The sequence below is a fragment of the Tabrizicola sp. genome (assembly GCF_030694085.1).
Taxonomy (GTDB): domain Bacteria; phylum Pseudomonadota; class Alphaproteobacteria; order Rhodobacterales; family Rhodobacteraceae; genus Tabrizicola.
Map to the genome: position 1 here is coordinate 42,446 of NZ_JAUXZE010000042.1, position 25,820 is coordinate 68,265.

Genomic DNA, 25,820 nt, shown 5'->3' on the forward strand with positions numbered 1-25,820 from the left:
CTTATTCGATGATCATCAGAGGGGCGCCGTATTCGACCGGGTGGCCATCCTCGACCAGGATGCGCTTTACCGTGCCTGCGCGCGGGGCGGGGATGTGGTTCATCGTCTTCATCGCCTCGATGATCAGAACGGTCTGACCTTCGGTGACCTGGGCACCGATGGTTGCGAAGGGCGCGGAACCGGGCTCGGCGGCCAGGTAGACCGTGCCGACCATCGGCGAGGTCACGGCACCGGGATGCTGGGCCGGGTCTTCGTTGACCACGGCGGCAGCCGGGGCAGCCGCAGAGGCAACGGGGGCGTGATGCGCGACCTGGGCCGGGGCAGCGGCGGCGACCGTCACCACGTTCGACTGCTTGACGACCCGAACCTCCAGGCTGTCATCCTCGCCGTATTCCCGCTTCACCGACAGTTCGGTCAGATCGTTCTTGTTCAGAAGCTCGGCAAGCGCCGAGATGAAGGCAACGTCGGTGTCGGTGTTCTGCTTGCTCATCGGGTCCTCTGTTCTTCTCTGCCCTGGGCGCGCGCGGGTTGGCCGTGGCCCCCCGCAGTCTGGTATGCGGCGCTTATACGCGACCGGGCCGGGGCTGAAAAGCCGCGAAAGCGTTGGCGCTACCAACGCTGGCTGCCTGGAAATTGGGCAAAGCCAGGGAAAACTGCGGCCTGGAAAATTTACCGTTTGATAAAAAATAAGACCTGTGCCAGCCTTTCGGAAACAAGCCCAGGGGAGGACCAGACGTCCCATGACGAACAGCCCGCTGACGCCCGGCATCGTTCCGGGTCGCCTGCCAGCCGAAACCTATTGCAGGAACTTCGCTGATCACGAGCCGCCGCTTGATGCGCATGAGGCCAGGGTCGCGGCAGACCGCTGCTATTTCTGCCATGACGCGCCCTGCATCACGGCCTGTCCGACGTCGATCGACATCCCGCTTTTCATCCGCCAGATCGCCACCGGCACTGCCGAAGTGGCCGCAAAGACGATCTGGTCCCAGAACATCCTGGGCGGCATCTGCGCCCGCGTCTGCCCCACCGAGACGCTGTGCGAGGAAGCCTGCGTCCGCGAGGCCGCCGAGGGCAAACCGGTCGAGATCGGGCGGCTCCAGCGCTTTGCCACCGACAAGGCGATGGCCAAGGGCCTGCACCCCTTCGCCCGCGCAGCCGGCACTGGCAAGCGCATCGCGGTGGTCGGGGCGGGTCCGGCGGGCCTGGCCTGCGCGCACCGGCTGGCCATGCACGGCCATGACGTCGTGATCTTCGAACGCCGCCCCAAGGCCGGAGGGCTCAACGAATACGGCATCGCCAGCTACAAAGCGACCGGCGGCTTTGCGCAAAAGGAAGTCGACTGGCTGCTTCAGATCGGTGGGATCGAGATCCGCACCGGCATGGAGCTTGGCCGCGACATCAGCCTTGACCAGCTGACCTCCGACTTCGACGCGGTGTTCCTCGGCATCGGCCTTGCCGGCGTCAACGCTCTCAGGGCTGCGGGCGAGGACCTTTCTGGCGTCCACAATGCCGTCGACTTCATCGCCGAACTGCGCCAGGCCCCCGATGTCGCGACCCTGCCCATCGGCCGCGATGTCGTGGTGATCGGTGGCGGCATGACCGCCGTGGACGCTGCCGTTCAGTCGAAGCTCCTCGGAGCCGAGACTGTCACCATCGTCTATCGCCGCGGCCAGGAAAAGATGTCCGCCTCGGGCTACGAGCAGGAGCACGCCGCCCAGGCCGGGGTGCGGATCATCCACAACGCCGCCCCGGTGCGCGTCCTTGGCAACGGCAGTGCCGAAGCGGTGGAGTTCGCCTATACCTCCGATGGCCCGACGGGGCTGACCCTCTCGGCCGAGACCTTCACCCTGAAGGCCGACCAGGTCTTCAAGGCCATCGGCCAGACGCTTACCGGCGCGCCCGGGACCCTGCCTGTCGCGGGTGGCAAGCTAGCGGGAGCCTCGGGCAAGGTCTGGGTCGGCGGCGATTGCGCGGCGGGGGGCGAGGACTTGACCGTCACCGCCGTCGCCGAGGGCCGCGACGCCGCCGAGGCGATGCACATCCAGCTTATGGCTTTGTAATGGCTGTGCTTCTCTCTTGCTTTATTCAGGGACCCGGGTCAGAAGGGGCGCGGCAAGAGGTGTCCCCTGGAAGAGTTCGCGCAAAGCATCATCGCCTTCATCGAACAGAACCAGACCTGGTTTCCGTTCATCATGGTGCTTTTCGCGGCGGCCGAGACCACGGCCTTCCTGTCGCTTCTGATCCCCTCGACGCCCGTTCTGGCCGCCGTCGGGGCCTTGGCCGCGACCGGGGCGCTGTCGTTCAACGCGCTCTGGATCGGGGCCACGGTCGGGGCGCTGATCGGTTCGACCTTCAGCTACTGGCTGGGGCGCCGCTACGGCACGCATATCCTGACGATGCGACCCTTGCGCGACCACCCGGACTGGGTGGCGAAAGCGCAGGCCACCTTCGACAAATACGGCCCGGTGACAATCTTCATCGGCCATTTCACCACCATCTTCCGGCCCGTGGTCTTTCTGATGGCCGGGATGAGCGGCATGACCCTGCCGCGCTTCCTGTTCTGGAACACGCTTGGCTGCGTGGCCTGGGCCTTCATCGTGCCGAAGCTTGGCCAGGTCGGCGGCGATCTTATCGGCTGGATCTGGTCGCTGTTCTGACCGCCCGCCCTGCTGTCAAGGAAGGTGGGCGGATCGCCCACCCTACTTCCCCCGCATCACTCCCCGCGTGCCGCAAGGAGGCTTCTCATGGCTGACCTCAGCTCGAATTTCATTGGCATCAAGTCGCCGAACCCGTTCTGGCTGGCCTCGGCCCCGCCGACGGACAAGAAGTACAACGTCGAGCGTGCCTTCGAGGCAGGCTGGGGCGGCGTGGTCTGGAAGACGCTTGGTGCGGAAGGCCCGCCCATCGTCAACGTGAACGGCCCGCGCTACGGCGCGATCTGGGGCGCGGACCGCCGCCTTCTGGGCCTGAACAACATCGAGCTGATCACCGACCGCCCGCTTGAGGTGAACCTTCAGGAAATCAAGGAGGTCAAGCGCAAGTGGAAGGACCGGGCGCTGGTCATCAGCCTGATGGTTCCCTGTGACGAGGATTCGTGGAAGGACATCCTGTCCCGGATCGAGGATACCGAGGCCGACGGGGTAGAGCTCAACTTCGGCTGCCCGCATGGCATGGCCGAACGCGGCATGGGTTCCGCCGTGGGACAGGTCCCGGAATACATCGAGATGGTGACGCGCTGGGTCAAGCAATACAGCCGCATGCCCTGCATCGTGAAGCTGACGCCCAACGTCACCTCGATCCTTCCGCCGGCGCTGGCGGCGAACCGGGGTGGGGCGGATGCGGTCAGCCTGATCAACACCATCAAGTCGATCACCAATGTCGATCTGGACCACTTCTCGCCTTTCCCGATGATCGACGGCAAGGGTTCGCATGGCGGCTATTGCGGCCCGGCGGTGAAGCCCATCGCGCTGAACATGGTGGCCGAGATTGCCCGGCATCAGGAAACCCGCGGCCTTCCGATCAGCGGCATCGGCGGCGTCACCACCTGGCGCGACGCGGCCGAGTTCATGGCCTTGGGCGCGGGCAACGTGCAGGTCTGCACTGCGGCGATGACCTATGGCTTCAAGATCGTGCAGGAAATGATCTCGGGCCTGTCGCAATACCTCGACGATAAAGAGATGTCTCTCGACAACCTGGTCGGCCGCGCTGTGCCGAACTTCGTCGAATGGCAGCACCTGAACCTCAACTACGTGACGAAGGCAGAGATCGACCAGGACCTCTGCATCTCTTGCGGTCGTTGCTATGCGGCCTGCGAGGATACCAGTCACCAGGCCATCGCCATGTCGCCCGACCGGGTGTTCACGGTGAAGGACGACGAATGTGTGGCCTGCAACCTTTGCGTCGATGTTTGCCCGGTGGACAACTGCATCACGATGCGCGAACTGCCGAAGGGGGCCGTTGACCCGCGCACCGGCAAGGTTGTCGGCGATTTCGCCGACTGGACGACGCACCCGAACAACCCGATGGCTCAGGCGGCTGAATGAACGGACCTGCGGTCGATCAGGCCGCAGCGCGGATCGAAGACGCAGCCCGGCGGCAGGCCGGGCCGCTGATCGTCGCCATCGACGGCCGCAGCGGGACCGGCAAGTCGACGCTGGCCGAAGCCCTCGCCAAGCGATTGCCCGCTGTGGTGATCGAAGGCGACGACTTCTATGCCGGCGGCATCGGACTCGCGGGCGACCCGCCTCATGCCCGCGCTGCCCGCTGCATCGACTGGCAGGCGCAGCGCCCGGTGCTGTCCGCCTTGCGGCAGGGCCAGCCCGCCCGCTATCACGCCTTTGACTGGGACGCCTTCGACGGCTCACTGTCCCGGATTGCGACAGAGATTGCCCCGGCGCCAATCGTCATTCTGGAAGGGGTCTATGCCGCACGTCCCGAACTGCGCGACCTTTTCGATCTGTGCATCCTTGTCCGGGTCCCCGACGCGCTGCGCCAGGCCCGCCTGATCGCGCGGGAGGGCGCGCTGGGGCCGTGGGAGTTGCAATGGCACGAGGCCGAAGAATGGTACTTCGCCGATACCGCCCCTGTGGCCGCTTTCGACCTGATGCTTGACCTGGATTAGGGCAGGGGCAGGGGGCTAAGTCCAGCCGCGATGCTGGCCTTGATATAGGCGTCGCGTGCGGCCTGGGCGGCGACCGCCCTTGCCTCGGCTGCGGGATGATGATCCTCATCCCGTTCGGCAAGGTCCACCGCAATCTGCGCTGCGAGGCCCGCGGGCTGATGCACAGCCTCGCGCCGCAAGGTATCTGTCACCGGGCGCGCACTTTGTGCTGCCGCCACGCTTGTGGCCCGGTCCGGGACCTGTTGCGAGACGGATGGCAGAACCGGCGTCAGCGACCGGATGGATGAAACAAGGTCCATGATCGACCTCCATGTTGACCCCCTGGAGCCACAATACCTCAGACTTTGCTAACGGCCATCGCCGAAATGCCTAAAATGCCGGGGATCGCAGATCCAAACCTTTCCAGAAGGTTAACATATTTTAATAGTGCATTGATTCATTTAAGATAAGTCATTCGGTCCACCCTGGACATCACGGCGTCAGAAGCCGCGTGAAGAGGGTCTCCAGAAATCCACCGGCTTCCGAAATGGGGTCACGCCCCGGCCCGAGGACCGCCCGGACCTGCACCTCGAAGTCCGCATAGTGCTGCGTCAGCGCCCAGATCGAGAAGACCAGGTGTACCGGATCGACCCGGGCGATCCGCCCCTCGTCCATCCAGCGGGTCAGAACCGCCGCCTTGTCCTCGACCAGTCGCCGCAAGTCACCCTCGATCGCCGCCCGCATCCGCGGTGCCCCCTGGAGGATTTCATTGGCGAAAAGACGGCTCTCCCTTGGGAAATCGCGCGCCAGGTCCAGCTTGCGCCGGACATAGGCCAGGATCTCCTGCAACGGCTGTCCGGCGGGATTCATTGCCCGCAACGGGTCCAGCCAGGTGTCCAGAAGCCCGGTCAACAATGCTGTGTGAACTTCTTCCTTCGAACGGAAGTAATACAGCAGGTTCGGCTTCGACAGCCCCGCCACTTCGGCGATCTGGTCCAGCGTCGCACCCCGGAACCCATGCAGCGAGAACACCTCAAGCGCCGCGTCCAGGATGACCTCGCGGTTGCGCTGCTGAATGCGGGATCGGGGGCGGGGCGTGGGCGACATGGGTCCTGGAACACGGCTGCGGACCCCTTGGATAGCCCGGCGGCGCGTTCAAGGTCAAATGGTTCGCCGCAATCTGGTCGAGCAACCGCGCCGAATTCGGGCACGGTAAAGCAGTCCCAAGATCGCCTTGCCAGCCGTCAGGTACTGCGCTGCGCAGACGGTGATCGTCGGGCTACTGCTCTGCCTGCATGATGCTCCAGAGGAGTAGTGGAACCAGCGCGGTGATAAGCAAGAGCGAACGCTTGAAGCTTGAAACCATTGAAGTCTCCCTGAGTCTTGCCCAAGGAAGCTTGGCAGTTTCGCGACGCATGCAAGCACCTGCGAGAAACCGCCGCACAGACAAGGGTCGGCGGTTTAGCCTGCCAGCAGCGTCTTGATCGCTCGTACGACCAGCTTGTGATCCTCGACCTGCGGCAAGCCCGAGACGGTTGCGACCGCCACCACGCCCACGCCCTTGACCCGGATCGGAACCGCCCCGCCGCTGTCGGCATAGTCCGCCCCCGACAGTCCGTGCTTGTCCAGGGCCTCACTCTTCGCCCGGTTCCGCGCCGCAACCAGGAGGGACGGCACCTGGAACATCAGTGCCGTATTCGACTTCCGCCGCGCCCAGAGATCGTTCAGCGGTGCGGACCCGGGTAGGCCTGCGTGAAACAGCACCCGGTCCGCCGTGCGGATGTCGATGACTACCGGTAGGCGGTCCGGGAGCGCGAGGTCAACAAGGATCTGCCCCAGGTGCAGGGCCGTCGCCTCATCGAAACGCGGCAGCTCAAGCGCGGCAAACTCCGCTTCAAGGTCAGCAATATCCATCATCATCCCCTAAATCGCCCCGATCCCGCGCAGGACCATGTCCTTCACGCTGGCCTTCGCCTCGCGCCACTGCCTGTCGGTCAGGGGCGCCCCCCCGTTCAAGGTCTGGATCTGATGGCCAAAATCCGCATAGTGCTGCGTTGTCGCCCAGAGCATGTACAGAAGATGCCGCGGATTCACCGGCTGCATCTTTCCTTCGTCGATCCAGCGCTGGATGACGGCGATCCGTCCATTCGTCCAGTCCCGCAGCGTCGTCTCGAGATAATCCTGGATCACCGGAGCGCCGTGCATCACTTCCGAGGCCCAGACCTTTGACCCATGCGGATGCGTGCGGCTGATGTCCATCTTGGCGTCGATATAGGCTCCGATCCCTTCGACCGGACCAGGAGCGTTGTCAAAGCTGGAGGCGGCATCCAGCCAGATTTCGAAGATCTGCTGCACGACCCGGCGGTAAAGGTCTTCCTTGGTGGCGAAGTAGTAATGCAGGTTCGCCTTCGGCAGCCCCGCCATGTCCGCAATCAGCTGCATCGTGGCACCGCCGAACCCGGCCTCGGCAAAGACCTTCTCGGCGGCCTCCAGAATGGCGCGTTCGTTCTCGCGCCGGATATCCGTGCGTCGGCCGGGCTTCAGGCGTGAAATCTGGGCGTCGCCGCTCATCGGTTCCCGGATTTTTGTTGACCGTCTGGTCAGGTTGTGCTGCGCTTCACCTTGACCATACGGTCAGGAAACGAGTCGCGGCAAGGGGCAGCATGGCCCCGCTGCGAACAGGGAGCTACAAGATGCCAGCAACCGGGGATAACCTGCGGATCGATCCTGCGCGCCTTTGGGACAGCCTTGAGGAGATGGCGAAGATCGGCCCCGGCGTGGCGGGCGGCTGCAACCGGCAGACCCTGACCGATGCAGACAGCGAGGGGCGCCATCTGTTCCAGCGCTGGTGCGAGGCGGCGGGGATGTCGATGGGCGTCGACACGATGGGCAACATGTTCGCGACGCGGGCCGGGACCGACCCGGACGCGCTGCCGGTCTACATGGGAAGTCACCTCGACACCCAGCCGACTGGCGGCAGGTATGACGGGGTGCTGGGTGTCCTCGGCGCGCTCGAGGTGGTGCGGACGCTGAACGACATGGGCGTCAAGACCAGGCACCCCATTGTGGTGACGAACTGGACCAACGAGGAAGGCGCGCGGTTTGCGCCGGCGATGCTGGCCTCGGGCGTCTTTGCCGGCATCCATACCGAGGACTATGCGAAGTCCCGCCGTGACCTCGACGGCAAGGTCTTCGGCGAGGAACTGGCGCGGATCGGCTGGGTCGGGGACGAGAAGGTCGGCGCGCGCAAGATGCACGCGATGCTGGAACTGCACATCGAGCAGGGTCCGATCCTGGAAGCCGAGGGCAAAGAGATCGGCGTCGTGACCCACGGGCAGGGCCTGTGGTGGCTGGAGATCACGCTGACGGGCAAGGACGCCCACACCGGCTCCACGCCGATGAACATGCGGGTGAATGCGGGCCTCGGCATGGCGCGGATCACCGAACGCGTCCACCAGATCGCGATGAGCCACCAGCCGAACGCCGTGGGCGCGGTGGGGCAGGTGAAGGTTTTTCCCAATAGCCGCAACGTGATACCGGGCAAAGTTGTCTTTACCGTCGATATCCGCTCGCCCGAGCAGGCGAAGCTGGACGCGATGAAAGCCGAGGTCATCCGCGCAGCCCATGCCGTGGCGAAGGAGTTGGGACTGGGGTGCGAGATCGAGGACGTGGGCCACTTCGACCCTGTCACCTTCGACCCCGGCCTTGTGAAGATCGTCCGGCAATCTGCTGAAAAGCTGGGCTATTCCCACATGGACATCGTCAGCGGCGCCGGCCACGACGCCTGCTGGATCAACCGCGTCGCCCCCACGGTGATGGTGATGTGCCCCTGCGTGGACGGGCTGTCTCACAACGAGGCCGAGAAGATCAGCCCCGAATGGGCGGCGGCGGGGACGGATGTGCTGCTGCACGCCGTGCTTGAGGTGGCGGAGGTGGTGGGGTGAGGTCAAACAGGATACCCGTCCCGGGCTTGACCCGGGACCTCCATCTGCAACTAGCGCAACCGCCTACTGGTCCGGGATGCGGTTTACCTTCGCTTAACCAAGGTGCGGCAGTCTTCGCGCATGTCGCAATTCGTCTACATCATGGCATCCCGTCCGGGCGGTGCGATCTACATCGGCCGCACCGGGAACCTTTCGGCGCGCGTCGAGGCACATCGGGCCGGAGCATCGGTTCATACGGCCAAGTACAAGATCCGCACGCTGGTCTGGTTCGAAACGCACGACGACTTTGCCTCCAGTCTGCAACGCGAGCGCACGATCAAGCGTTGGCCGCGAGCGTGGAAGAATGCGTTGATCGCCGAGCGCAATCCGAACTGGCAGGACATTACCTCGCACATCCCGCTCTAGGTCTGGCAATCGTCAGCGCCCGGACCAACCGGAGGTCCCGGGTCAGGCCCGGGACGGGTATTCCTTTTCCCTACAGGAGCCGCACATGACCACCATCATCAAGAACGGCACCGTCGTCACCGCCGACCTCACCTACAAGGCCGATGTCCGGGTGGAGAACGGGGTGATCACCGAGATCGGGCAGGGCCTCAATGGCGGGACCGAGCTTGACGCGACCGGTTGCTACGTCATGCCCGGCGGGATTGATCCACATACGCATCTGGAGATGCCCTTCATGGGCACCTACTCGGCGGATGACTTCGAGTCGGGCACCCGGGCGGCGCTGAGTGGCGGGACCACGATGGTCGTCGACTTCATCCTGCCCGGCCAGGGTCAGGACCTGATGGATGCGGCGAAGGTATGGTCGAACAAGTCCACCCGCGCGACCTGCGATTATTCCTACCACATGGCCGTCACCTGGTGGGGCGAGAAGGTCTGGCAGGGCATCGAGGACTCGGCCAAGGCGGGCATCACCAGCTTCAAGCATTTCATGGCCTACAAGGGCGCGCTGATGGTGAACGACGACGAGTTGTTCAATTCTTTCCGCCGGGTGGGCGACGTCGGCGGCCTGGCCATGGTCCATGCCGAGAACGGCGATGTGGTGGCCGAACTGACCGCGAAGCTGATCGCCGAGGGCAACACCGGCCCCGAAGGCCACGCCTACTCCCGGCCCCCGCAGGTCGAGGGCGAGGCGACCAACCGCGCGATCATGATCGCCGACATGGCGGGGGTGCCGCTCTATGTCGTCCACGTCTCTTGCGAGGACGCGCACGAGGCGATCCGCCGCGCGCGCCAACAGGGCAAGCGGGTCTGGGGCGAGCCCCTGATCCAGCACCTGACACTGGACGAGTCCGAATACTTCCACCCCGACTGGGACCACGCCGCCCGCCGCGTGATGTCGCCCCCGTTCCGCAACAAGCAGCATCAGGACAGCCTTTGGTCGGGCCTGATGTCGGGCAGCCTGTCGGTCGTCGCCACCGACCATTGCGCCTTCACGACCGAACAGAAGCGCTTCGGCGTCGGCAACTTTGCGAAGATCCCGAACGGGACGGGGGGCCTGGAGGACCGGATGCCGATGCTCTGGACCCACGGGGTTGCCACGGGCCGTCTGACTCCGAATGAATTTGTCGCCGTAACCTCAACCAATATCGCGAAAATCCTGAACTGCTACTCACGGAAAGGCGCGGTTCTGGTCGGGGCGGATGCCGACCTGGTGGTCTGGGACCCCGAGAAGACCAAGACCATCGGCGCGGACAAACAGCAGTCGAAGATCGACTACAACGTCTTCGAGGGTCACACCGTGAGAGGCCTGCCGCGCTATACCCTGACCCGCGGCCATGTCGCGATCCACGATGGCGAGGTGCGGACGCAGGAGGGTCACGGCAAGTTTGTCGCGCGTGAGCCAAGGCCCGCCGTGAACCGCGCTCTTAGCCAGTGGAAGGACCTGACCGCCCCGCGCCCGGTGCAGCGGACGGGCATCCCCGCGACGGGAGTCTGAGCGTGTCAGGGTTCCCCTTGTTCGCTTTCCTCCTCGTCCGGTTTGGTGGGCGCGAAAGCGATGACGGGGGCGTCGAAGAAGACCTCTTCGAGGTCGTCCGGGGCGGGAGCAAAGGCGAGGGTCGTCTGCAAGGTGTTGATAAGCATGGCGGTCCTCCGTATCGGCACGAGGTGGGGACGCACCCCGTCCGGGACAAGTGTCGCAGCGACAGGCAACGGGAATGTGAAGGGAAGGCGGCGTGAGGGATGGAATGAGCCAGCCGGTGATCGAGGCGAAGGGGCTGAACCTGGTGTTCCAGACCGCCGACGGGCCGGTGCAGGCGTTGAAGGATGTGGACCTGGTGATCAACCAGGGCGATTTCGTCAGTTTCATCGGGCCCAGCGGGTGCGGGAAGACGACATTCCTGCGGGCCATCGCGGCGCTGGAGCATCCCACGGGCGGGACCTTGACGGTCAACGGCATGTCCCCCGACGAGGCGCGCCGGATGCGGGCCTATGGCTATGTCTTCCAGGCGGCTGGCTTGTATCCCTGGCGGACGATTGCCGGGAACATCCGGCTTCCCCTGGAAATCATGGGATTTTCCAGGGCCGAGCAGGACGAACGCACCGAAAGGGTGCTGGATCTGGTGGAACTGAAGGGCTTTGGCAAGAAGTTTCCCTGGCAGCTTTCCGGCGGCATGCAGCAGCGCGCCAGCATCGCCCGCGCGCTGGCCTTCGACGCCGATATCCTTCTGATGGACGAACCCTTTGGCGCGCTCGATGAAATCGTGCGCGACCGGCTGAACGAGGAAGTCCTGAAGCTTTGGGGCCGCACCGGCAAGACCATCGGTTTCGTGACCCACTCCATCCCCGAAGCCGTCTATCTCTCGACCAAGATCGTCGTCATGTCCCCCCGTCCGGGACGGATCACGGATGTGATCGACTCGCCCCTGCCGAGGGAGCGTCCGCTGGACATCCGCGACAGCCGCGAGTTCATCGAAATCGCGCATCGGGTGCGCGAGGGCCTGCGGGCCGGGCACCAGGATGACTGAGGCCCGCCGCGTCTGGCGTGGGCGCCGCGTGGCGCCCAGAACCCCGCGTGAGGCATGGGGCGCCTTTGCGGCCGAGGTCGGCGTGGCGGCGATGGTCGGCATCGGCATCGCGGTGGTCCTCTTGCTGGTCGCGCAGGACGAGATCAGCCTGAACCCGCGCAACTTGTGGGATTTCTTCTGGATCCGGGTCGGGGCACTGACGATCGGCCCCCTGGTGCTGGGCTATGAAGTCTGGCTTCTGTGGCAGCGTCTGTCGGCGTTCAGACGCGGAGAAGTCTTTGTCGACGACGACGAACACGCCCCCGACGCCGTGCCCGCACCGTCCGGTCGCAAGCGGCGCGAGACGGCGGCGCAGAAGAAGCGGCGCAAGACCTTCTGGCGGGTGATGATCCTGATCACGGCGGTCTGGGTGTTCTGTGCCGGCGCTGCGGCGGTGCTTGTGGTGGACGATTTCAGGAAGGGCCGTCCGTTCGGTGAGGCCGGGATGTTCCTGATCGGGCTTGTGGCCCTGTACGTCGTGATCGTCGTGCTGAGCGTGAAGGAAAAGCGCGACAAGGACAGGGGTTTGTGATGGGCGTGATCAGTTTTCTCTGGCTCGGCGCGGCAACGGCGGTCTTCGTGGCGGCGAATGGGGTGCTCAAGACCTATGCGGTCAAGGGTGGCTGGCCGGTCCTGATCGGCGCGTTGGCCCTGTTCTGCGTCGGCAACTGGCTGATGGTGCAGGTGATGCGCCTGAACGGCCTGGGGCTGGCGATTGCCCTGTCGGCGATCTTCCAGCTGGTCGCGATCTCGCTGATGGCCATCGTCGTCTTCGGCGAACGGCCCACGGGATTGCAACTGGCCGGAATGGCGCTTGGCGTGGTGGCAGTGGCGATGATCGCCTGGCCTGCGGGAGGCCGCGCATGACCCGCGTCCTTCCTGTCCTGACCGTCCTCGCCGGGATCGTGGCGATCTGGTACGCAGCGGCGGTCTGGATGAACGCGACCTGGGTTTTCGACCAGGCGCAGCGGGCCGGGACGGTCGTGACCTGGTCCGAGGTGATCCCGCAGACCATGACGCAGGACCGCCCGCTCCTGCCGCCGCCGCATCAGGTGGGGGCAGAGCTGTGGAAGGGCCTGTTCGGCCAAGCGATCACCTCGAAGCGCAGTCTTGTCTACCACGCCTATGTGACCTTCAAGGGCACGATGATGGGCTTTGGCCTGGGGATCATCGCCGGGGTCCTTCTGGCGATGGCCATCGTCCGCTTCCGCGTGATGGACATGAGCGTGATGCCCTGGGCGATCATCAGCCAGACCATCCCCATCGTGGCGCTTGCGCCGATGATCATCACGCTGTCCAGCCAGTTGGGGCTGCAGGGCCGTGACCTGCCCAAGGCGATCATCGCGGCCTACCTGTCGTTCTTCCCGGTTCTCGTCAGCATGGTGAAGGGCCTGCGCGCGCCGGACCAGATGCAGCTTGACCTCTTGCGGACCTATGGGGCGGGGGAATGGGCGACCTTCCTGAAGCTGCGGCTTCCGGCCTCGATGCCCTATTTCTTCGCCTCGCTGAAGGTGGCGGTGGCGGCGTCGCTGGTCGGAACAATCGTCGGCGAGCTGCCCACCGGGGCGATCGAGGGCCTTGGCGCGCGGATGCTGATCGGATCGCAGTTCGGCGAGCCGCTGATCATGTGGGCGGCGCTGTTTGCAGCGGCGATCCTGGCGGGGCTGCTGATCCTGGTCGTCGGACTGGTCGAGCGTCTGGCCCGCATGCGCATGGGGGTCCCGGCATGAGCGCGCTTTGGCTGGCGGTCGGGTTCTGGCTTGCGGCATGGGCGCTGAACGTCTGGCTGGCGGGCAGCCGGGTATCGCAGACGCGGTTCGGCAAGGCGCTTGTGCCGCTGATCTTCGGGGCGACGGTGCTGGTCCTGTGGGAAGGGCTGGTGCGTGGTCTAGGCGTCGCGCCTGTCATTCTGCCAGCGCCCAGCGTCATTGCCGCCAAGATCGCCGTCTCGCTTCCGACCCTTTGGCAGGACTTTGCCCAGACCATCCTCAAGGGCGCGATCCCGGGGTTCCTTATCGGGGCCGGGGCAGCGTTTCTGGTGGCAATTGCGATCGATCGCTCGCCTTTCCTGCAGCGTGGCCTTCTGCCCATCGGCAACTTTGTCGCGGCCCTGCCCATCGTTGGCCTGGCGCCGATCCTGGTGATGTGGTTCGGCTTCGATTGGCAGTCCAAGGCGGCGGTCGTGGTCGTGATGGTGTTCTTCCCGATGCTGGTGAACATCGTGGCGGGGTTGCAGGCCAGCGAGCGGATGCAGCGCGACTTGATGGCGACCTGGGGGGCGTCGTACCTCCAGTCGCTTGTCAGGCTCAGGCTTCCCGCCGCAATGCCCTTCGTCTTCAACGGGCTGAAAATTGCATCGACTCTGGCCCTTATCGGGGCCATCGTTGCCGAGTTTTTCGGCAGTCCGGTCTATGGCATGGGCTTCCGCATCTCGACCGAGGTGGGGCGGCTTGGCCTGGACATGGTTTGGGCCACGATTGCGGTCGCGGCCCTGGCGGGATCGGTCTTCTACGGACTGATCACGCTGATCGAACGCTGGGTGACCTTCTGGCATCCATCGCAACGGCATTAACAAAGGCCCCGAGAGCGGGCCCAACACGGGAGAACGAAGATGAAGAAACTTGTAACGGCAGCCTTCCTTGCGGCGGTGGCGTCGCAAGCCAGCGCCGAGGATGTGAACCTGCAACTGAAATGGGTCACCCAGGCGCAGTTTGCGGGCTATTACGTCGCGCAGGCCAAGGGCTTTTATGAGGAAGAGGGCCTGAACGTCACCATCCTGCCGGGCGGGCCGGACATCGCGCCGACCCAGGTCATCGCGGGCGGTGGGGCCGACGTGATCGTGGAATGGATGCCTGCCGCACTTGCCGCGCGCGAAAAGGGCCTGCCGCTGGTCAACATCGCCCAGCCCTTCGCGTCCTCGGGCATGATGCTGACCTGCCTGAAGGAAACCGGGATCACCTCGCCGGCAGACTTTGCCGACAAGACCCTGGGCGTCTGGTTCTTCGGCAACGAATATCCGTTCCTGTCCTGGATGTCGCAGCTTGGTCTGGCCACCGATGGCTCGGCCGGGGGCGTCACGGTCCTGAAGCAGGGGTTCAACGTCGATCCGCTGCTGCAAAAGCAGGCGGCCTGCATCTCGACCATGACCTACAACGAATACTGGCAGGTCATCGACGCCGGGATCACCGAGGATCAGCTGGTGACCTTCAAGTACGAGGACCAGGGCGTCGCGACGCTGGAAGACGGGCTTTACGTGCTTGAGGACCGTCTGGCCGATCCGGCCTTCCAGGAAACGATGGTCAAGTTCGTCCGGGCGTCGATGAAGGGCTGGAAATACGCCGAGGAGAACTCGGACGAAGCCGCGATGATCGTGCTGGAAAACGACCAGACCGGCGCGCAGACCGAGAACCACCAGAAGCGCATGATGGGCGAGATCGCCAAGCTGACGGCGGGCTCGAATGGTGCGCTGGACGTGGCGGATGCCGAGCGGACCGTGGCCTCGCTGCTGTCTGGCGGGTCGGACCCGGTGATCACCAAGGCACCGGAAGGGGCCTGGACCTCTGCCATCACCGACAAGGCGCTGGCACAGTAATCCTTCGACTTGTCTGAATTCGGCGGACGCGGCCGGGGGTCGCGTCCGTTCTTTCTTTACGGTTCCAAGGCTTCCTGTTCCGCAAAAGGGGAAAAGGATGCGATGGATCGTGACAGGCCTGCTGGCCCTTGCCTTGGCATTGTTCGCGACGGTCTGGTGGCAGGGCTTCGCCGCGCCGTCAGGGCACCTTTATGGCGCCACCACGGCCGAAGCCGAGGCGGGCTATTGCCTGGCGGTGGCAGAACGGATCTCCGAAATTACCCGGGGCCAGGGCGATCCGCGGCTTGAAACCCATCTGGACGAACAGGTCGCCTTCTGGCGTCCCCGTGTGGGACAGCGGCCCGGCGCCGGGCGGGTGGCGCTGTCGCGCGACAGCTCGGCCCCCGGCGTGAACGAGGGCGCGCATCTGCATGTGGCCGTGCAGGATTGCGCGCTGCGGGCGATCAGTTTCTACGGCCACCGCTTCGCCAGCTTCAAGTAGCGCATCGCCGGCCTCTCTGATTGACAGGGTTCTGTAAATCGGCCCTCCTGCTGTAAAGCAATTTGCAGGATGCGCCGCGATGCCGCTTTCAGCCCTGACCGGAACCAAGCTGCGCGACCGGCGCCTGGCGGCGGGCCTCAGGCAGGCCGATGTGGCGGCGCGGGCGGGGATTTCCGCTTCATACCTGAACCTCATCGAACACAACCGGCGCAAGGTCACCCCCGAAGTGATCGAACGTTTGGCCGATGCCCTGCAGATCGATCGCGGCGCATTGACCGAGGGGCGCGAGGCGGCGCTGGTCGAGGACCTGCGTGCCGCGGCGGCCCGCGGGGGAACCGATGCCGAGGTTGAACGGGTCGAGGATTTCGTTGACCGATTTCCCGGTTGGGCGGCCCTGATCGCGGCTCTGGATGCGCGGGGACGGGCGCTGGAACGCGCGGTCGAGGCGCTGAACGACCGAATGACGCACGACCCGCACCTGTCCCAATCGCTGCACGAGCTTTTGTCCTCGCTCTCGGCGGTGCGGGCGACGGCGGCAATCCTGGCCGAGACACCGGATCTGGAACCGGAATGGGCGTTGCGCTTCCACCGCAACCTGCACCAGGACAGCGAACGTCTGGCGGCCGGGGCCGAAGCGCTGGTGGGTTTTCTGGACGCAGGTCAGGGGATCGAGGAACAGGGCATTGCCGCGCCCCAGGAAGAGGTCGAGGATTGGCTCCGCAGCCGGTCCTGGGTCATCCCCGATGCCGATCTTGCCGGGGGGCTGGAGGAGGAAATCGGCCACCTTGCTTCGACCGCGGCGCGCAGCCTTCTGCGGGCGCATGTGGCGCGGGCCCGAGACGACGCCGCATTGTTGCCGGAAGCCGTGTTCGCGGAGGCCCTCGCCGAGATCGGGCCGGACCCCGTCGCATTGGCCGAACACTTCGGGACCTCGCCCCTCGTGGCGATGCGCCGACTGGGCGGGATAGGCGGCGTGCCGACCGGGCTGGTGACCTGCGACGGTTCTGGCACCCTGACCTTTCGCAAACCCGCCACCGGATTTCCGCTGCCGCGCTTCGGCTCGGCCTGTCCGCTTTGGCCGCTTTACGCAGCACTTGGCCGTCCGATGCAGCTTTTCGAGGCCCGGGTGCAGATGGCTGGACAAAGTGACCGCCGACATCGGGTGATCGCCTGGGCCGAGACCCGGCATCCGCAGGGTCTGCGCGGACCGGAACTGCGCGAGGCGGCAATGCTGATCCTGCCGGACGACGGGGCAGGGCCGGTGCTGCCCCTGGGATCAAGCTGCCGCGTCTGCGCAAGGGGCGACTGTCCGGCGCGGCGCGAACCCTCGATCCTTGCGGCAGAGGGCATCGCCTAGGCGCATCCAGTCAAGCCGCGCCTTTCCAAGGCTTTGACACGCGGCCTTCTTTGCGCCGATAGTGGAACCAAGGGGCGGGAGACCCCTGGGGGGAACTATTGGCAAAGCATGTGCTCCTCATCGAGGATGAACCCAACATCGCCGAGGCGATCCGTTTCCTTCTGACCCGGGACGGGTTGCGGGTCAGCCATGCGCCCGAAGGCGATACAGCACTTGTGATGTTGCGGCAGGACCCGCCGGACCTGGTGATCCTGGACCATATGCTTCCCGGCATGTCCGGCCTGGAAATTCTGACTGCGGTCCGCGCCGACCCGCAATGCCGGGACTTGCCGGTGATGATGCTGACCGCGCGTGGCCGCGACCGCGAGATGGCAGAAGAGGCCGGGGCCGACTGCTTCATGACCAAGCCCTTCTCGAACGCCGAGATCCTGGCCGAGGTCCGCGCCATGTTAAGCCAGCCGCGTCGGGCCGTCTGATGCGCCGGCCCAAGCCCCCCCTGTTTCTTGCCCGCGCGCCCTACCGCCGCCGCAGGCTCCGCGATGCAGCGCGGCTGCTTCCCGTTGTTGGCATCTTCCTCTTGCTCTTGCCCCTGCTCTGGACGCAAGACTCGCGCATGGCGTTGCGGTCGGGCGACGTGATCTACTTCTTTCTGGTCTGGGTCGGGTTGATCGGCGTCGCCGCGGCCTTTGCCGCCGGACTGCGCGGCGGCGACGGCACGGACGACGAGGAGGACTGAGGTGCCCTTCAACCTCCTGGTCCTGTCCTGCCTGCTTTATGTGGCCTTCCTGTTCGCCGTGGCCTTCGTGGTCGAACGGCGGGCCGCGCGGGGCCGGCTGGGCTGGCTGCGCTCTCCCCTGGTCTACACTCTGTCTTTGTCGATCTATTGCACCGCATGGACCTTCTACGGCGCCGTCGGCTATGCCGCCCGCTCGGGGCTGGAATTCCTGACAATCTACTTTGGCCCGACGCTGGTCTTCATCGGCTGGTGGTGGCTGCTGCGAAAGCTGGTGCGGATCGGGCGGCAGTATCATGTCACCTCGATCGCCGACCTGATCTCGTCGCGCTACGGCAAGTCCAATTTGCTGGGCGTGATCGTGACCCTGATCGCGGTGATCGCGGCAACCCCCTACATCGCCTTGCAACTGCAATCGGTGGTCCTGTCCTTCGGCGTCTTCGCCAGCGCCGCCCCGGACGGCTCGCGACCGCTGGACCCCGGTCAGACGGCTGTCTGGGTCGCGGTGGGACTGGCGTTCTTCACCATCCTCTTTGGCACGCGGAACCTTGATGCGCGCGAACAGCACCACGGCATCGTCACGGCGATTGCGGTGGAGGCGGTGGTCAAGCTGGTCGCACTCCTTGCCGTGGGCAGCTTCGTCGTCTGGGGCATCGCCGGGGGTGTCGCCGACGTGATCGCCAGGATCGACGCCGCAGATCTTTCGGCCTGGCAGGTCGAGCCGGGGCGCTGGACCGGCCTCATCTTCCTTTCTGCCGCCGCGGTCATCACCCTGCCGCGCATGTTTCAGGTCATGGTCGTCGAGAACGAGGATGAAGGCCATCTCGCCCGCGCAAGCTGGGCCTTTCCGCTGTATCTGATGGCGATGAGCCTGTTCATCGTGCCCATCGCCGTCGTCGGCCTGGAGCGGATGCCCGCAGGCTCGAACCCGGACATGTTCGTCCTGACGCTGCCACTGGCCGAGGGTCAGGGGGCATTGGCGATGCTGGTGTTTCTGGGCGGGTTTTCTTCGGCGACATCGATGGTGATCGTCGAATCCATCGCGCTGGCCACGATGATCTCGAACCATGTGATGATCCCGCTCTGGCTGCGGCTGCGTCCAGGGGCGGCGGCGGCGGATGATTTGCGCTCGGTCGTGCTGATGGCGCGGCGGCTGGCGATCGCGGTCGTGTTGGCCCTGGGCTATGGCTACTACCACGTCTCTGGCGGCTCGGCGGCGCTGGCGGCCATCGGTCTGATCGCCTTTCTGGGCGTGGCACAGGTTTTGCCGGCGATGCTCGGTGGCATCTTCTGGCGCGGAGCGACGCGGACCGGAGCGTTTCTTGGCCTGGTGACAGGGCTGGTGGTCTGGGCCTATACCTCGTTCCTGCCCTCGTTCGGGCCAGGTGCTGCCCTGTCCCAGGCGATCTTCGCTGACGGGCTTTTCGGTCTGTCCTGGCTTAGACCCCAGGCGCTGTTTGGCACTCAGGCGATGGACCCGATCACTCATGCGCTTTTCTGGTCGCTGGCGCTGAACGTGCTGGCCTTCTGCCTGGGCTCGCTGTTCACCTTCCCCGGCCCGGTGGAACGGCTGCAGGGGGCGGCCTTCGTCAATGTCTTCGAAGGCGCAGTCGGGCCGCAACGCTGGGCGCGGGGGCAGGTGGACCCCGAGGCGCTTCTGGGCATGGCGCAGCGTATCCTGGGCGAGGAGACGGCGCTAAGCTTCTTCCAGGCCGCAGCCCGTGCCCAGGGCAAGGAAGGCTTCCTGCCGGATCCGACCCCGACGTTCCTGGACCAGCTTGAGACACGGCTGTCGGGTTCGGTCGGGGCAGCGACGGCGCATGCGATGATCAGCCAGCTGGTCGGTCGCGCAACGGTGACAGTCGAGGACCTGATGGCGGTGGCCTCGGAATCGGCGCAGCTTCTGGAGTATTCCGCCCAACTCGAGGCGCGCGAGGCTGAACTTACCCGCACCGCCGGGGCGCTGCGCGAGGCCAACGAAAAACTCACCCAGTTGTCGCTGCAGAAGGATGCCTTCCTCAGCCAGATCAGCCATGAGCTGCGGACGCCGATGACGTCGATCCGGGCCTTCTCCGAGATCCTGACCGAAGGCGACCTGCCACCCGAGTCGGTGGTGCGCTACGGCAAGATCATCCATGACGAGGCGAAGCGGTTGACGCGGCTTCTGGACGATCTTCTGGACCTTTCGGTGCTGGAGAACGGCTCGGTTCAGCTGAACCTTGGTCTCGCCAGTCTGCAGGGGATGCTTGATACCGCGCTGACTGCCGCGCGCCAGACCCGACCGGACCGCGAGTTCCTGGTGATCCGCGACCTGCCGTCCGAGGCGATCTATCTCAAGACCGATGCCGACCGGCTGACCCAGGTCTTCATCAACCTGATCTCGAACGCCCGGAAATATTGCGACGCTGCCCGGCCCGAGCTGCGGATTGTGGTCCGCCAGCGGGCCGGCCGCGTCACGGTGGACTTCATCGACAACGGCAAGGGTATCCCCAAGGACAGTCAGACCCTGATCTTCGAAAAGTTCGCCCGGCTGACCGATGCCAACCGCGCGGGTGGGGCAGGTCTGGGCCTGGCGATCTGCCGCGAGATCATGACCAACCTTGGTGGGGCAGTCGCCTATCTGCCCGGCCAGAAAGGAGCCGCGTTCCGGGTCACTTTGCCTCTGCGGCTGGAGCGGCAGGCGGCCTGACGACAACAGGCATTAACCCTTTGTAAGGGAAGGCTGCGCTAGGGTGGCGGGCAAGGGACAGGGCCGCCATGACCGACGTGATCCGCCGCAAGATCGACCGTGCCCGCCCGACCCAGGCGGAGGGGGCCCCCGGCGCCGACCGGGGCTGGCGCCTGGCACTTGCCCGTGCTGCGCGCGATGCGATGGGGCTCGACCTGGAATTTCGCAGTCTGGCCATTGCCCGGCAAAGTCTGGCGGAAATCCTGGAACAGGCGCCCGACCTGGCACTGATTGCGCTTCTGGATGGGCCGCGCGGCGGGCTGGGGGTCATCATGCTTGCTCCGACCGTGACCGCCTCGTTCATCGAAAAGCAGACCCTTGGTCGGCTGGGACAGCAGTCGCCCCCCCCGCGCAGGGCCAGCCGGATCGATGCCGCGATGGTCGCGGGCGTCATCGACCGCGCGCTTGTCGGCCTGGACGAAACCCTGGCCGAAGAGGCCGACTTCAGCTGGGCCGGCGGGTTCCGCTATTCCAGCTATCTGGAAGATGCGCGCCCGCTTGGCCTCTTGCTTGAAGAGGACGCCTACCGCGTCCTGTCCGCCGAGGTGGCACTTGGTATGGAAGGACGCACGGGCCGGGTGCTTCTGGTTTTGCCAGCGATCGGCCGTGGCGAGGTGCCGCAGATCGCCGAGGACGAGGTTGATGCCGAGGCCCCGCACTTCACCTCTGCATTGTCCGCCCAGGTGATGCAGGCCGATTGCCGACTGGACGCGGTGATCGGGCGCCTCACATTGCCCTTGCGGCAAATCATGACGCTCCAGGCGGGCGAAACGCTGCTCCTGCCACGGGCGGCCCTGGATTCCATCTCGCTTGAAACGATCGAGGGCCGGCACGTCGCCGGGGCGCGGCTTGGCCAGCACCGCGGCATGCGGGCGCTGAAGCTGAACGAGGCCGTCAGCAAGCAGCGGGCCGGGGCGCCGATCTCCGCAGGGCCCGCGACGACGGCTGACCCGCCTCCCGCCGAACTGCGGGCCGCAGGCTAGGGCCTACTTGCGCGCCATGGCTTCGATCTGCGGCCGCAGATGCTCCAGCTGATAGCCGAACCGGGCCGGAAGCCCGATCAGATCATCCGCCGGGTGCTTGCCCACGTTCGCCAGTGCCCAGACCACCGACGACCGATTGCCGCTGGCGCAATACGCGAACACCGGCCCGGACGAGGCCGCGATGGCGGCGCCCTGCGCCGTTACATTCTCCATCGTCATGGCCCCGCCGATGACCGGATTGGCGACGAAGGTCAGCCCCAGCGCCTCTGCCGCCGCACGCATCTGGTCGGTGTGCAGGTGCGGCGGAATCTCGCCGTCTGGTCGGTTGTCGATCACCGTGACATACCCCGCCGCCTTGATCGCGGGCAGATCGCCCGGCTCGATCTGCGGCGAGACGGCGTAGTCGGGGGTGATCGCACGGATGTCCATCTGTCTCTCCACTTCAGCGTCTGCAGAAAATCCGCCCGACCATAGCCAGCTTGAACGCAAAGCGCAAAGCCGTTGACTTGGGTCAAAGCGGTCCGCACCAGTCCACCATAGACTTATCGGGAAAGAGGAGGACCCGATGCAGGCCAATCTGACCACACCCATTGCCACCCGCAAGGCCGCGCTGGAAACGCGGCTGATCGAACTTGGCGCCAGACTGGAAGCCATCGAGGAAGAGCTCGATTCGCACCAGAACCGCGATTGGGAAGACCTTGCGACCGAACGCGAGGGTGACGAAGTGCTGGAAGCGACCGGCAACGCGGGCAAGGCCGAGATCACCCAGATTCGCACCGCATTGGCCCGGATTGCCGACGGAAGCTATGGAACCTGCGCCCGCTGCGGCGAGACCATCGCCGAAGCCCGCCTCGACCTTCTTCCCTGGACCCCCCTTTGCAGGAGCTGCGCAGAATGACCGCCCACAAACCCGCCGACGTCATCCGCCCCGCCGATCTGATCCGCGAGGAGGCCGATCTTCTGGCCGCTGGCCTGGAATTGCAGCAGCAGGGCATGGAGTTGCTGCTGGCCGAAATGCGCGCCTTGGCCGCCATGCTGCCGGGTGAAGATCCGCACCTTCCGACTGACGCCGAGGTCGAGGCCGGTTTCGACAACATGCCCGTCTAGGTTGGCCCAGGTCAGCCCAGCAGGATGCCTGCCACCACGGCTGCAAGACCCAGGGCCGACAGGCCGACGGCGGCAAGGTTGATCGTGACGACCCGCTGCAGTTCGGCCCGCATCGCGGCGTCGTCTAGCCCCGAGCGCTTTGCCCTGGTGGCGCGCATGATGCAGTAGACCAGGCCCGCAAGTCCCGCGACGGTCAAGGCCGCCCCTGCCCAGATCACTGCCTGCATCAAAGCCTCTCCCTGTTCCCGGCGTTCTGCTAGCCCGTCTCGGGTCCCCGCGCAAGCAATCGCCACCGACCGACCGTTCCTGCCTTGAACCCGAAGGCACTGGCAGGGTAGGAACCCCGGATCACCCGCCAGCCCGGAGGACCGCCATGCCCGACGCGAACGATCCCTATGCCGTCACTGCCGACGAGCTTCGCCAGTTCATCGAACGCTACGAGCAGCTGGAGTCCGAAAAGAAGGACGTGACCGAGCAGCAGAAAGAGCTGATGGCCGAGGCCAAGGGCCGGGGCTACGACACCAAGGTCATGCGCAAGGTGATCGCGCTGCGCAAGCGCAAGCCGGACGAGATCGCCGAAGAGGAAGCCGTGCTGGAGCTTTACAAGACCGCGCTGGGGATGAGCTGATCAGGGCTCGATGATCCGCACGCCCGGGGTCCGGGCGATGCGGTCCAGATCGCGCAGGTAGGACCGGGTCAGCTCCTCGACCAGATCCTCGGACCAGCCGGGAACACTGGCATCGGCCGCCAGCTTTTCGGGTCGGCCGAACTTTTCCAGGAAAGCCGTGACGATGCGTCGCCGCTGCGAAACCGTCTGCGGCGGATGCTCGCGGCAGTAGGTCTGGTAGCGCACGAAGCCGGCCTCGGAAATGAGGTCGGACAACAATTCCTCGTCATCCTCAAGCCGGGTTTCTACGGCGTGGCCCGAGATCGCCTGCAGCACCTCGGGCCAGATCAGCGGCGTGTCCTCATCGCACCAGACGGTCAGCGGGACCCCTGGATTGGCCGCCTTGATCGAGCGGATCGTATCGGACCAGCGCAGGCTTCGCGGGTCGACGCCGTTCAGGATGTCCTCGTGGCCCTTGGTCTGCGCCCGAAGCCTAAGGTCCGGCAGGAATGATGCCGGATTGCGGATCGCCATGTGGAATTCGGCCTCGTCGTCCGGGAAGATACGGGTGAAGCCGTGCAACCGCTCACCGCCCTGACCGTAAAGCATGTGGTCCACCGCATAGGCAGGAAAACTTAGAAAGCTGGTCCAGGACAGGATCATCCGGTCAGCCTGAGGCTCGTCGGTGATCTGGTCCAGGATCATTGCCGCCGTCTCGTCCGATGCGGCACGACCTCGCAGTTGCGTTGCCGTGGCGCGCAAGAGCTTGCGATAACGGGTGGGCGAGGGGACGGAAATGCCCTGGTCGGCAAGGACTGCGCGGTTCTTCAGCAAACAGCGGACCAGCCGGTCCTCGTCGGTGCAATGAACACCCAGGTGGTAGACGATGCGCATCGGGCCTGACTTTTCGGCGCGGGCATCCCCTGGCCCGGCGGCGCGACTATACGGGCTTTTCTGGACAGTTAAACCGCTTTCCTGTAACCGGTGCCCAGGATGTCCGACCGTTTCACTCAACTTGCCAATGGCCCCCGGTTCCGGCCCGATCTCTGGACGATCGGGGCCGGGCTTATCGCCGCCGTTGTGCTGGCACCGATCGTGTCCATCGTCTGGATCGCCTTCAATCCGACCGAGAACATCTGGCCGCATCTGATGGCGACAGTGCTGCCGCGCTATCTGGTCACCACGCTGTTGCTGATGGGTGGCGTCGCGCTTCTGACCGCCGCGATGGGCACCGGGGCGGCCTGGCTGGTCAGCCAGTACCGCTTTCCCGGCCGCGACTGGCTGGCTCATGCACTTCTCTTTCCTCTGGCGATTCCCGCCTATGTCGGGGCCTATGCTCTGGTCGATCTGCTGGACTATGCCGGCCCGCTGCAATCTGCGCTGCGCGCAACCTTCGGCTGGATCTCGGCGCGCGACTACTGGTTCCCGCAGACGCGCTCGCTGCCGATGGCGATCCTGGTCCTCTCTTTCGCGCTTTACCCTTACGTCTACCTGCTTGCCCGCTCGGCCTACCGCGAGCAGTCGGGCCGCGCCTACGAGGTCGCCCGCGCGCTTGGGTGCGGCCCTTGGGGGCTGTTCCTGCGGATCGGCTGGCCCCTGGCCCGACCCGCCATCGCAGCAGGCGTGGCGCTGGCGCTGATGGAAACGGTGGCCGACTACGGCACGGTCCTGCATTTCGGAGTGCAGACGCTGACCACGGGGGTCTTTTCCACCTGGCTGAACGGCGGCAATGCCGGGGGTGCCGCGCAGATTGCGGGGGTGATCCTGCTTCTGATCCTGCTTCTGGTCGGGTTCGAAAGGGCAGGGCGAGGCGGAGCCCGCTTCCACCGCCTTGGCCGAAGCGCGCAACCGCATGAACCGACCCAGATCAAGGGGGCGAAACGCTGGTTTGCCACGCTGCTGTGCCTGATACCCTTCGCGGGGGGCTTCCTGCTGCCCGTCGGCGTAATGCTTGTCCATTCTGCCGAAGCACCCCAGGGCTGGCTTGCCCCCGGCCTGCTGGAGGCGCTGGCGAACACGCTTGTCGTCGCGGGGCTGGCGGCGCTGGTCACGGTCGGGGCCGCCGTCTTCCTGGTCTATGCGCTGCGGATGAAGGGCTCGCGTGCGGCGCAGTGGCTTCTGCCGATGACGCTGATCGGCTACGCAGCACCCGGAGCCGTGCTGGCTCTGGGGCTTCTGTTGCCGCTGGCCGCGCTGGATCACCGCCTGGCGGACGGCGTTCTGGCTCTGACCGGCTGGGACCCCGGCCTGATGATCACCGGCACGGCCTTCGCGCTTGGGCTGGCCTATATGGTGCGCTTCTTTGGCATCGCACAGGGGGCCGTGGATGCGGCCTTCGGGCGGGTCTCGCCTTCGCTGTCGATGGCGGCGCGGTCGCTGGGCCGCTCGGCTTCGGGGACGCTGGGGGCGGTCTACCTGCCCCTGATGCGCGGGTCGGTCCTGACGGCGCTCCTGGTCGTCTTCGTCGATTGCGTCAAGGAACTGCCCGCCACGCTGCTCTTGCGTCCGTTCAACTACAACACGCTTTCCACCCGCGTCTTCGAACTTGCCAGCCTGGAGCGCCTGTCCGAAGCCGCGCCGGCCGCACTTCTGGTGATGGCCGTGGGCCTGCTGGCCGTCGCGGTGGTCGCCCGCCGCCAGGACTGAACCCTTGCGCGGGCCGGGCGGCAAGGGTATC

Annotated in this window: 32 protein-coding genes; 23 read left to right on the forward strand and 9 right to left on the reverse strand. The window is 65.5% G+C overall.

What is annotated here, in order from left to right:
- Window position 1 precedes the first annotated feature (1 nt).
- On the reverse strand, window positions 2-490 hold the full coding sequence (gene accB, locus Q8M85_RS10735; protein ID WP_305544080.1) for an acetyl-CoA carboxylase biotin carboxyl carrier protein: 489 nt from the start codon (window positions 488-490) through the stop codon (window positions 2-4).
- A gap of 250 nt (window positions 491-740) precedes the next feature.
- Here accB and Q8M85_RS10740 point away from each other — a divergent pair, with 250 nt between their 5' ends.
- The 4 genes from Q8M85_RS10740 (at window position 741) to Q8M85_RS10755 (ending at window position 4,621) form a co-directional block, all read left to right on the forward strand.
- Entirely contained in the window at window positions 741-2,060 is a 1,320-nt protein-coding gene (locus tag Q8M85_RS10740; RefSeq protein WP_305544082.1) for an NAD(P)-dependent oxidoreductase, read from the forward strand.
- Window positions 2,061-2,192: 132 nt separating this feature from the next.
- Entirely contained in the window at window positions 2,193-2,657 is a 465-nt protein-coding gene (locus tag Q8M85_RS10745) for a DedA family protein (protein ID WP_305544084.1), read from the forward strand.
- Window positions 2,658-2,744: 87 nt separating this feature from the next.
- Window positions 2,745-4,043 (forward strand): NAD-dependent dihydropyrimidine dehydrogenase subunit PreA, encoded by a 1,299-nt coding sequence (gene preA, locus Q8M85_RS10750; protein WP_305544086.1) that lies wholly within the window; start codon window positions 2,745-2,747, stop codon window positions 4,041-4,043.
- The gene (locus tag Q8M85_RS10755; protein ID WP_305544089.1) at window positions 4,040-4,621 is read left to right on the forward strand and encodes a uridine kinase; all 582 of its coding nucleotides are present in this window, start codon (window positions 4,040-4,042) and stop codon (window positions 4,619-4,621) included. Before preA ends, Q8M85_RS10755 begins: the two co-directional genes overlap by 4 nt.
- On the opposite strand, the gene Q8M85_RS10760 is transcribed toward Q8M85_RS10755, so the two are convergent.
- The 4 genes from Q8M85_RS10760 to Q8M85_RS10775 form a co-directional block, all read right to left on the reverse strand.
- Window positions 4,618-4,920, reverse strand: a complete 303-nt coding sequence (locus tag Q8M85_RS10760) for a hypothetical protein (RefSeq protein WP_305544092.1) — start codon at window positions 4,918-4,920, stop codon at window positions 4,618-4,620. The two genes, Q8M85_RS10755 and Q8M85_RS10760, sit on opposite strands and share 4 nt — an antisense overlap.
- A gap of 172 nt (window positions 4,921-5,092) precedes the next feature.
- A complete protein-coding gene (locus Q8M85_RS10765) occupies window positions 5,093-5,707 on the reverse strand; it encodes a TetR family transcriptional regulator C-terminal domain-containing protein (RefSeq protein WP_305544095.1) in 615 nt (204 codons plus the stop codon).
- A gap of 354 nt (window positions 5,708-6,061) precedes the next feature.
- Window positions 6,062-6,514 carry a heme-degrading domain-containing protein gene (locus Q8M85_RS10770; RefSeq protein ID WP_305544098.1) on the reverse strand — a complete coding sequence of 151 codons (453 nt, stop codon included), beginning with the start codon at window positions 6,512-6,514 and terminating at the stop codon, window positions 6,062-6,064.
- A gap of 9 nt (window positions 6,515-6,523) precedes the next feature.
- Complete coding sequence (locus Q8M85_RS10775) at window positions 6,524-7,171, reverse strand: TetR/AcrR family transcriptional regulator (RefSeq protein WP_305544100.1); 648 nt, start codon at window positions 7,169-7,171, stop codon at window positions 6,524-6,526.
- A 122-nt stretch (window positions 7,172-7,293) separates the two neighbouring features.
- Between Q8M85_RS10775 and Q8M85_RS10780 the strand changes: the two genes are divergently transcribed.
- The 3 genes from Q8M85_RS10780 to hydA all read left to right on the forward strand — a co-directional run bounded on the left by Q8M85_RS10780 (window position 7,294) and on the right by hydA (window position 10,486).
- Entirely contained in the window at window positions 7,294-8,544 is a 1,251-nt protein-coding gene (locus Q8M85_RS10780) for a Zn-dependent hydrolase (RefSeq protein WP_305544103.1), read from the forward strand.
- Window positions 8,545-8,664: 120 nt separating this feature from the next.
- Window positions 8,665-8,949 (forward strand): GIY-YIG nuclease family protein, encoded by a 285-nt coding sequence (locus Q8M85_RS10785; protein WP_305544106.1) that lies wholly within the window; start codon window positions 8,665-8,667, stop codon window positions 8,947-8,949.
- 85 nt (window positions 8,950-9,034) lie between these two features.
- Window positions 9,035-10,486 (forward strand): dihydropyrimidinase, encoded by a 1,452-nt coding sequence (gene hydA, locus Q8M85_RS10790; protein WP_305544109.1) that lies wholly within the window; start codon window positions 9,035-9,037, stop codon window positions 10,484-10,486.
- Window positions 10,487-10,491: 5 nt separating this feature from the next.
- Here hydA and Q8M85_RS10795 read toward each other — a convergent pair whose 3' ends face one another.
- Window positions 10,492-10,632 carry a hypothetical protein gene (locus Q8M85_RS10795; RefSeq protein ID WP_305544112.1) on the reverse strand — a complete coding sequence of 47 codons (141 nt, stop codon included), beginning with the start codon at window positions 10,630-10,632 and terminating at the stop codon, window positions 10,492-10,494.
- Window positions 10,633-10,736: 104 nt separating this feature from the next.
- Between Q8M85_RS10795 and Q8M85_RS10800 the strand changes: the two genes are divergently transcribed.
- The 12 genes from Q8M85_RS10800 (at window position 10,737) to Q8M85_RS10855 (ending at window position 21,429) form a co-directional block, all read left to right on the forward strand.
- The gene (locus Q8M85_RS10800; protein WP_305544115.1) at window positions 10,737-11,516 is read left to right on the forward strand and encodes an ABC transporter ATP-binding protein; all 780 of its coding nucleotides are present in this window, start codon (window positions 10,737-10,739) and stop codon (window positions 11,514-11,516) included.
- Window positions 11,509-12,087 (forward strand): hypothetical protein, encoded by a 579-nt coding sequence (locus Q8M85_RS10805; protein ID WP_305544117.1) that lies wholly within the window; start codon window positions 11,509-11,511, stop codon window positions 12,085-12,087. The genes Q8M85_RS10800 and Q8M85_RS10805 overlap by 8 nt, the downstream gene beginning before the upstream one ends.
- The gene (locus Q8M85_RS10810) at window positions 12,087-12,422 is read left to right on the forward strand and encodes a hypothetical protein (RefSeq protein ID WP_305544119.1); all 336 of its coding nucleotides are present in this window, start codon (window positions 12,087-12,089) and stop codon (window positions 12,420-12,422) included. Before Q8M85_RS10805 ends, Q8M85_RS10810 begins: the two co-directional genes overlap by 1 nt.
- A complete protein-coding gene (locus tag Q8M85_RS10815) occupies window positions 12,419-13,285 on the forward strand; it encodes an ABC transporter permease (RefSeq protein WP_305544121.1) in 867 nt (288 codons plus the stop codon). The genes Q8M85_RS10810 and Q8M85_RS10815 overlap by 4 nt, the downstream gene beginning before the upstream one ends.
- Window positions 13,282-14,127, forward strand: coding sequence for an ABC transporter permease (locus tag Q8M85_RS10820; RefSeq protein ID WP_305544123.1), 846 nt, complete (start codon window positions 13,282-13,284; stop codon window positions 14,125-14,127). Before Q8M85_RS10815 ends, Q8M85_RS10820 begins: the two co-directional genes overlap by 4 nt.
- 39 nt (window positions 14,128-14,166) lie before the next feature.
- The gene (locus Q8M85_RS10825; protein WP_305544125.1) at window positions 14,167-15,147 is read left to right on the forward strand and encodes an ABC transporter substrate-binding protein; all 981 of its coding nucleotides are present in this window, start codon (window positions 14,167-14,169) and stop codon (window positions 15,145-15,147) included.
- A gap of 97 nt (window positions 15,148-15,244) precedes the next feature.
- On the forward strand, window positions 15,245-15,628 hold the full coding sequence (locus Q8M85_RS10830) for a hypothetical protein (protein WP_305544127.1): 384 nt from the start codon (window positions 15,245-15,247) through the stop codon (window positions 15,626-15,628).
- Between the two features lie 79 nt (window positions 15,629-15,707).
- Entirely contained in the window at window positions 15,708-16,985 is a 1,278-nt protein-coding gene (locus Q8M85_RS10835; protein ID WP_305544129.1) for a helix-turn-helix transcriptional regulator, read from the forward strand.
- A gap of 98 nt (window positions 16,986-17,083) precedes the next feature.
- Entirely contained in the window at window positions 17,084-17,461 is a 378-nt protein-coding gene (locus Q8M85_RS10840; RefSeq protein ID WP_305544131.1) for a response regulator transcription factor, read from the forward strand.
- Window positions 17,461-17,721: a hypothetical protein gene (locus tag Q8M85_RS10845; RefSeq protein ID WP_305544132.1), complete on the forward strand. Its 261-nt coding sequence runs from the start codon at window positions 17,461-17,463 to the stop codon at window positions 17,719-17,721. The genes Q8M85_RS10840 and Q8M85_RS10845 overlap by 1 nt, the downstream gene beginning before the upstream one ends.
- 1 nt (window position 17,722) lies before the next feature.
- Window positions 17,723-20,407, forward strand: coding sequence for an ATP-binding protein (locus tag Q8M85_RS10850; RefSeq protein WP_305544133.1), 2,685 nt, complete (start codon window positions 17,723-17,725; stop codon window positions 20,405-20,407).
- A 68-nt stretch (window positions 20,408-20,475) separates the two neighbouring features.
- Complete coding sequence (locus Q8M85_RS10855; RefSeq protein WP_305544134.1) at window positions 20,476-21,429, forward strand: FliM/FliN family flagellar motor switch protein; 954 nt, start codon at window positions 20,476-20,478, stop codon at window positions 21,427-21,429.
- Window positions 21,430-21,432: 3 nt separating this feature from the next.
- Here the strand turns inward: Q8M85_RS10855 and Q8M85_RS10860 are convergent, their stop codons facing one another.
- Window positions 21,433-21,858 carry a TIGR01244 family sulfur transferase gene (locus tag Q8M85_RS10860; protein WP_305544136.1) on the reverse strand — a complete coding sequence of 142 codons (426 nt, stop codon included), beginning with the start codon at window positions 21,856-21,858 and terminating at the stop codon, window positions 21,433-21,435.
- 136 nt (window positions 21,859-21,994) lie between these two features.
- Between Q8M85_RS10860 and Q8M85_RS10865 the strand changes: the two genes are divergently transcribed.
- Window positions 21,995-22,327 (forward strand): TraR/DksA C4-type zinc finger protein, encoded by a 333-nt coding sequence (locus tag Q8M85_RS10865; protein ID WP_305544138.1) that lies wholly within the window; start codon window positions 21,995-21,997, stop codon window positions 22,325-22,327.
- Window positions 22,324-22,536: a hypothetical protein gene (locus Q8M85_RS10870; RefSeq protein WP_305544140.1), complete on the forward strand. Its 213-nt coding sequence runs from the start codon at window positions 22,324-22,326 to the stop codon at window positions 22,534-22,536. The genes Q8M85_RS10865 and Q8M85_RS10870 overlap by 4 nt, the downstream gene beginning before the upstream one ends.
- An 11-nt stretch (window positions 22,537-22,547) precedes the next feature.
- Here the strand turns inward: Q8M85_RS10870 and Q8M85_RS10875 are convergent, their stop codons facing one another.
- On the reverse strand, window positions 22,548-22,763 hold the full coding sequence (locus Q8M85_RS10875) for a hypothetical protein (RefSeq protein WP_305544142.1): 216 nt from the start codon (window positions 22,761-22,763) through the stop codon (window positions 22,548-22,550).
- A 146-nt stretch (window positions 22,764-22,909) separates the two neighbouring features.
- Here Q8M85_RS10875 and Q8M85_RS10880 point away from each other — a divergent pair, with 146 nt between their 5' ends.
- Window positions 22,910-23,164, forward strand: a complete 255-nt coding sequence (locus Q8M85_RS10880; protein WP_305544143.1) for a DUF2312 domain-containing protein — start codon at window positions 22,910-22,912, stop codon at window positions 23,162-23,164.
- Here Q8M85_RS10880 and Q8M85_RS10885 read toward each other — a convergent pair whose 3' ends face one another.
- Complete coding sequence (locus Q8M85_RS10885) at window positions 23,165-24,037, reverse strand: hypothetical protein (protein ID WP_305544145.1); 873 nt, start codon at window positions 24,035-24,037, stop codon at window positions 23,165-23,167.
- Window positions 24,038-24,136: 99 nt separating this feature from the next.
- Here Q8M85_RS10885 and Q8M85_RS10890 point away from each other — a divergent pair, with 99 nt between their 5' ends.
- Complete coding sequence (locus tag Q8M85_RS10890) at window positions 24,137-25,789, forward strand: iron ABC transporter permease (RefSeq protein WP_305544147.1); 1,653 nt, start codon at window positions 24,137-24,139, stop codon at window positions 25,787-25,789.
- Window positions 25,790-25,820: the final 31 nt, after the last annotated feature.

Coding starts and splice junctions, on each gene's coding strand:
- accB (WP_305544080.1), bottom strand. CDS start 490: ATGAGCAAGCAGAACACCGACACCGACGTTGCCTTCATCTCGGCGCTT.
- Q8M85_RS10740 (WP_305544082.1), top strand. CDS start 741: ATGACGAACAGCCCGCTGACGCCCGGCATCGTTCCGGGTCGCCTGCCA.
- Q8M85_RS10745 (WP_305544084.1), top strand. CDS start 2,193: ATGGTGCTTTTCGCGGCGGCCGAGACCACGGCCTTCCTGTCGCTTCTG.
- preA (WP_305544086.1), top strand. CDS start 2,745: ATGGCTGACCTCAGCTCGAATTTCATTGGCATCAAGTCGCCGAACCCG.
- Q8M85_RS10755 (WP_305544089.1), top strand. CDS start 4,040: ATGAACGGACCTGCGGTCGATCAGGCCGCAGCGCGGATCGAAGACGCA.
- Q8M85_RS10760 (WP_305544092.1), bottom strand. CDS start 4,920: ATGGACCTTGTTTCATCCATCCGGTCGCTGACGCCGGTTCTGCCATCC.
- Q8M85_RS10765 (WP_305544095.1), bottom strand. CDS start 5,707: ATGTCGCCCACGCCCCGCCCCCGATCCCGCATTCAGCAGCGCAACCGC.
- Q8M85_RS10770 (WP_305544098.1), bottom strand. CDS start 6,514: ATGGATATTGCTGACCTTGAAGCGGAGTTTGCCGCGCTTGAGCTGCCG.
- Q8M85_RS10775 (WP_305544100.1), bottom strand. CDS start 7,171: ATGAGCGGCGACGCCCAGATTTCACGCCTGAAGCCCGGCCGACGCACG.
- Q8M85_RS10780 (WP_305544103.1), top strand. CDS start 7,294: ATGCCAGCAACCGGGGATAACCTGCGGATCGATCCTGCGCGCCTTTGG.
- Q8M85_RS10785 (WP_305544106.1), top strand. CDS start 8,665: ATGTCGCAATTCGTCTACATCATGGCATCCCGTCCGGGCGGTGCGATC.
- hydA (WP_305544109.1), top strand. CDS start 9,035: ATGACCACCATCATCAAGAACGGCACCGTCGTCACCGCCGACCTCACC.
- Q8M85_RS10795 (WP_305544112.1), bottom strand. CDS start 10,632: ATGCTTATCAACACCTTGCAGACGACCCTCGCCTTTGCTCCCGCCCCG.
- Q8M85_RS10800 (WP_305544115.1), top strand. CDS start 10,737: ATGAGCCAGCCGGTGATCGAGGCGAAGGGGCTGAACCTGGTGTTCCAG.
- Q8M85_RS10805 (WP_305544117.1), top strand. CDS start 11,509: ATGACTGAGGCCCGCCGCGTCTGGCGTGGGCGCCGCGTGGCGCCCAGA.
- Q8M85_RS10810 (WP_305544119.1), top strand. CDS start 12,087: ATGGGCGTGATCAGTTTTCTCTGGCTCGGCGCGGCAACGGCGGTCTTC.
- Q8M85_RS10815 (WP_305544121.1), top strand. CDS start 12,419: ATGACCCGCGTCCTTCCTGTCCTGACCGTCCTCGCCGGGATCGTGGCG.
- Q8M85_RS10820 (WP_305544123.1), top strand. CDS start 13,282: ATGAGCGCGCTTTGGCTGGCGGTCGGGTTCTGGCTTGCGGCATGGGCG.
- Q8M85_RS10825 (WP_305544125.1), top strand. CDS start 14,167: ATGAAGAAACTTGTAACGGCAGCCTTCCTTGCGGCGGTGGCGTCGCAA.
- Q8M85_RS10830 (WP_305544127.1), top strand. CDS start 15,245: ATGCGATGGATCGTGACAGGCCTGCTGGCCCTTGCCTTGGCATTGTTC.
- Q8M85_RS10835 (WP_305544129.1), top strand. CDS start 15,708: ATGCCGCTTTCAGCCCTGACCGGAACCAAGCTGCGCGACCGGCGCCTG.
- Q8M85_RS10845 (WP_305544132.1), top strand. CDS start 17,461: ATGCGCCGGCCCAAGCCCCCCCTGTTTCTTGCCCGCGCGCCCTACCGC.
- Q8M85_RS10855 (WP_305544134.1), top strand. CDS start 20,476: ATGACCGACGTGATCCGCCGCAAGATCGACCGTGCCCGCCCGACCCAG.
- Q8M85_RS10860 (WP_305544136.1), bottom strand. CDS start 21,858: ATGGACATCCGTGCGATCACCCCCGACTACGCCGTCTCGCCGCAGATC.
- Q8M85_RS10865 (WP_305544138.1), top strand. CDS start 21,995: ATGCAGGCCAATCTGACCACACCCATTGCCACCCGCAAGGCCGCGCTG.
- Q8M85_RS10870 (WP_305544140.1), top strand. CDS start 22,324: ATGACCGCCCACAAACCCGCCGACGTCATCCGCCCCGCCGATCTGATC.
- Q8M85_RS10875 (WP_305544142.1), bottom strand. CDS start 22,763: ATGCAGGCAGTGATCTGGGCAGGGGCGGCCTTGACCGTCGCGGGACTT.
- Q8M85_RS10880 (WP_305544143.1), top strand. CDS start 22,910: ATGCCCGACGCGAACGATCCCTATGCCGTCACTGCCGACGAGCTTCGC.
- Q8M85_RS10885 (WP_305544145.1), bottom strand. CDS start 24,037: ATGCGCATCGTCTACCACCTGGGTGTTCATTGCACCGACGAGGACCGG.
- Q8M85_RS10890 (WP_305544147.1), top strand. CDS start 24,137: ATGTCCGACCGTTTCACTCAACTTGCCAATGGCCCCCGGTTCCGGCCC.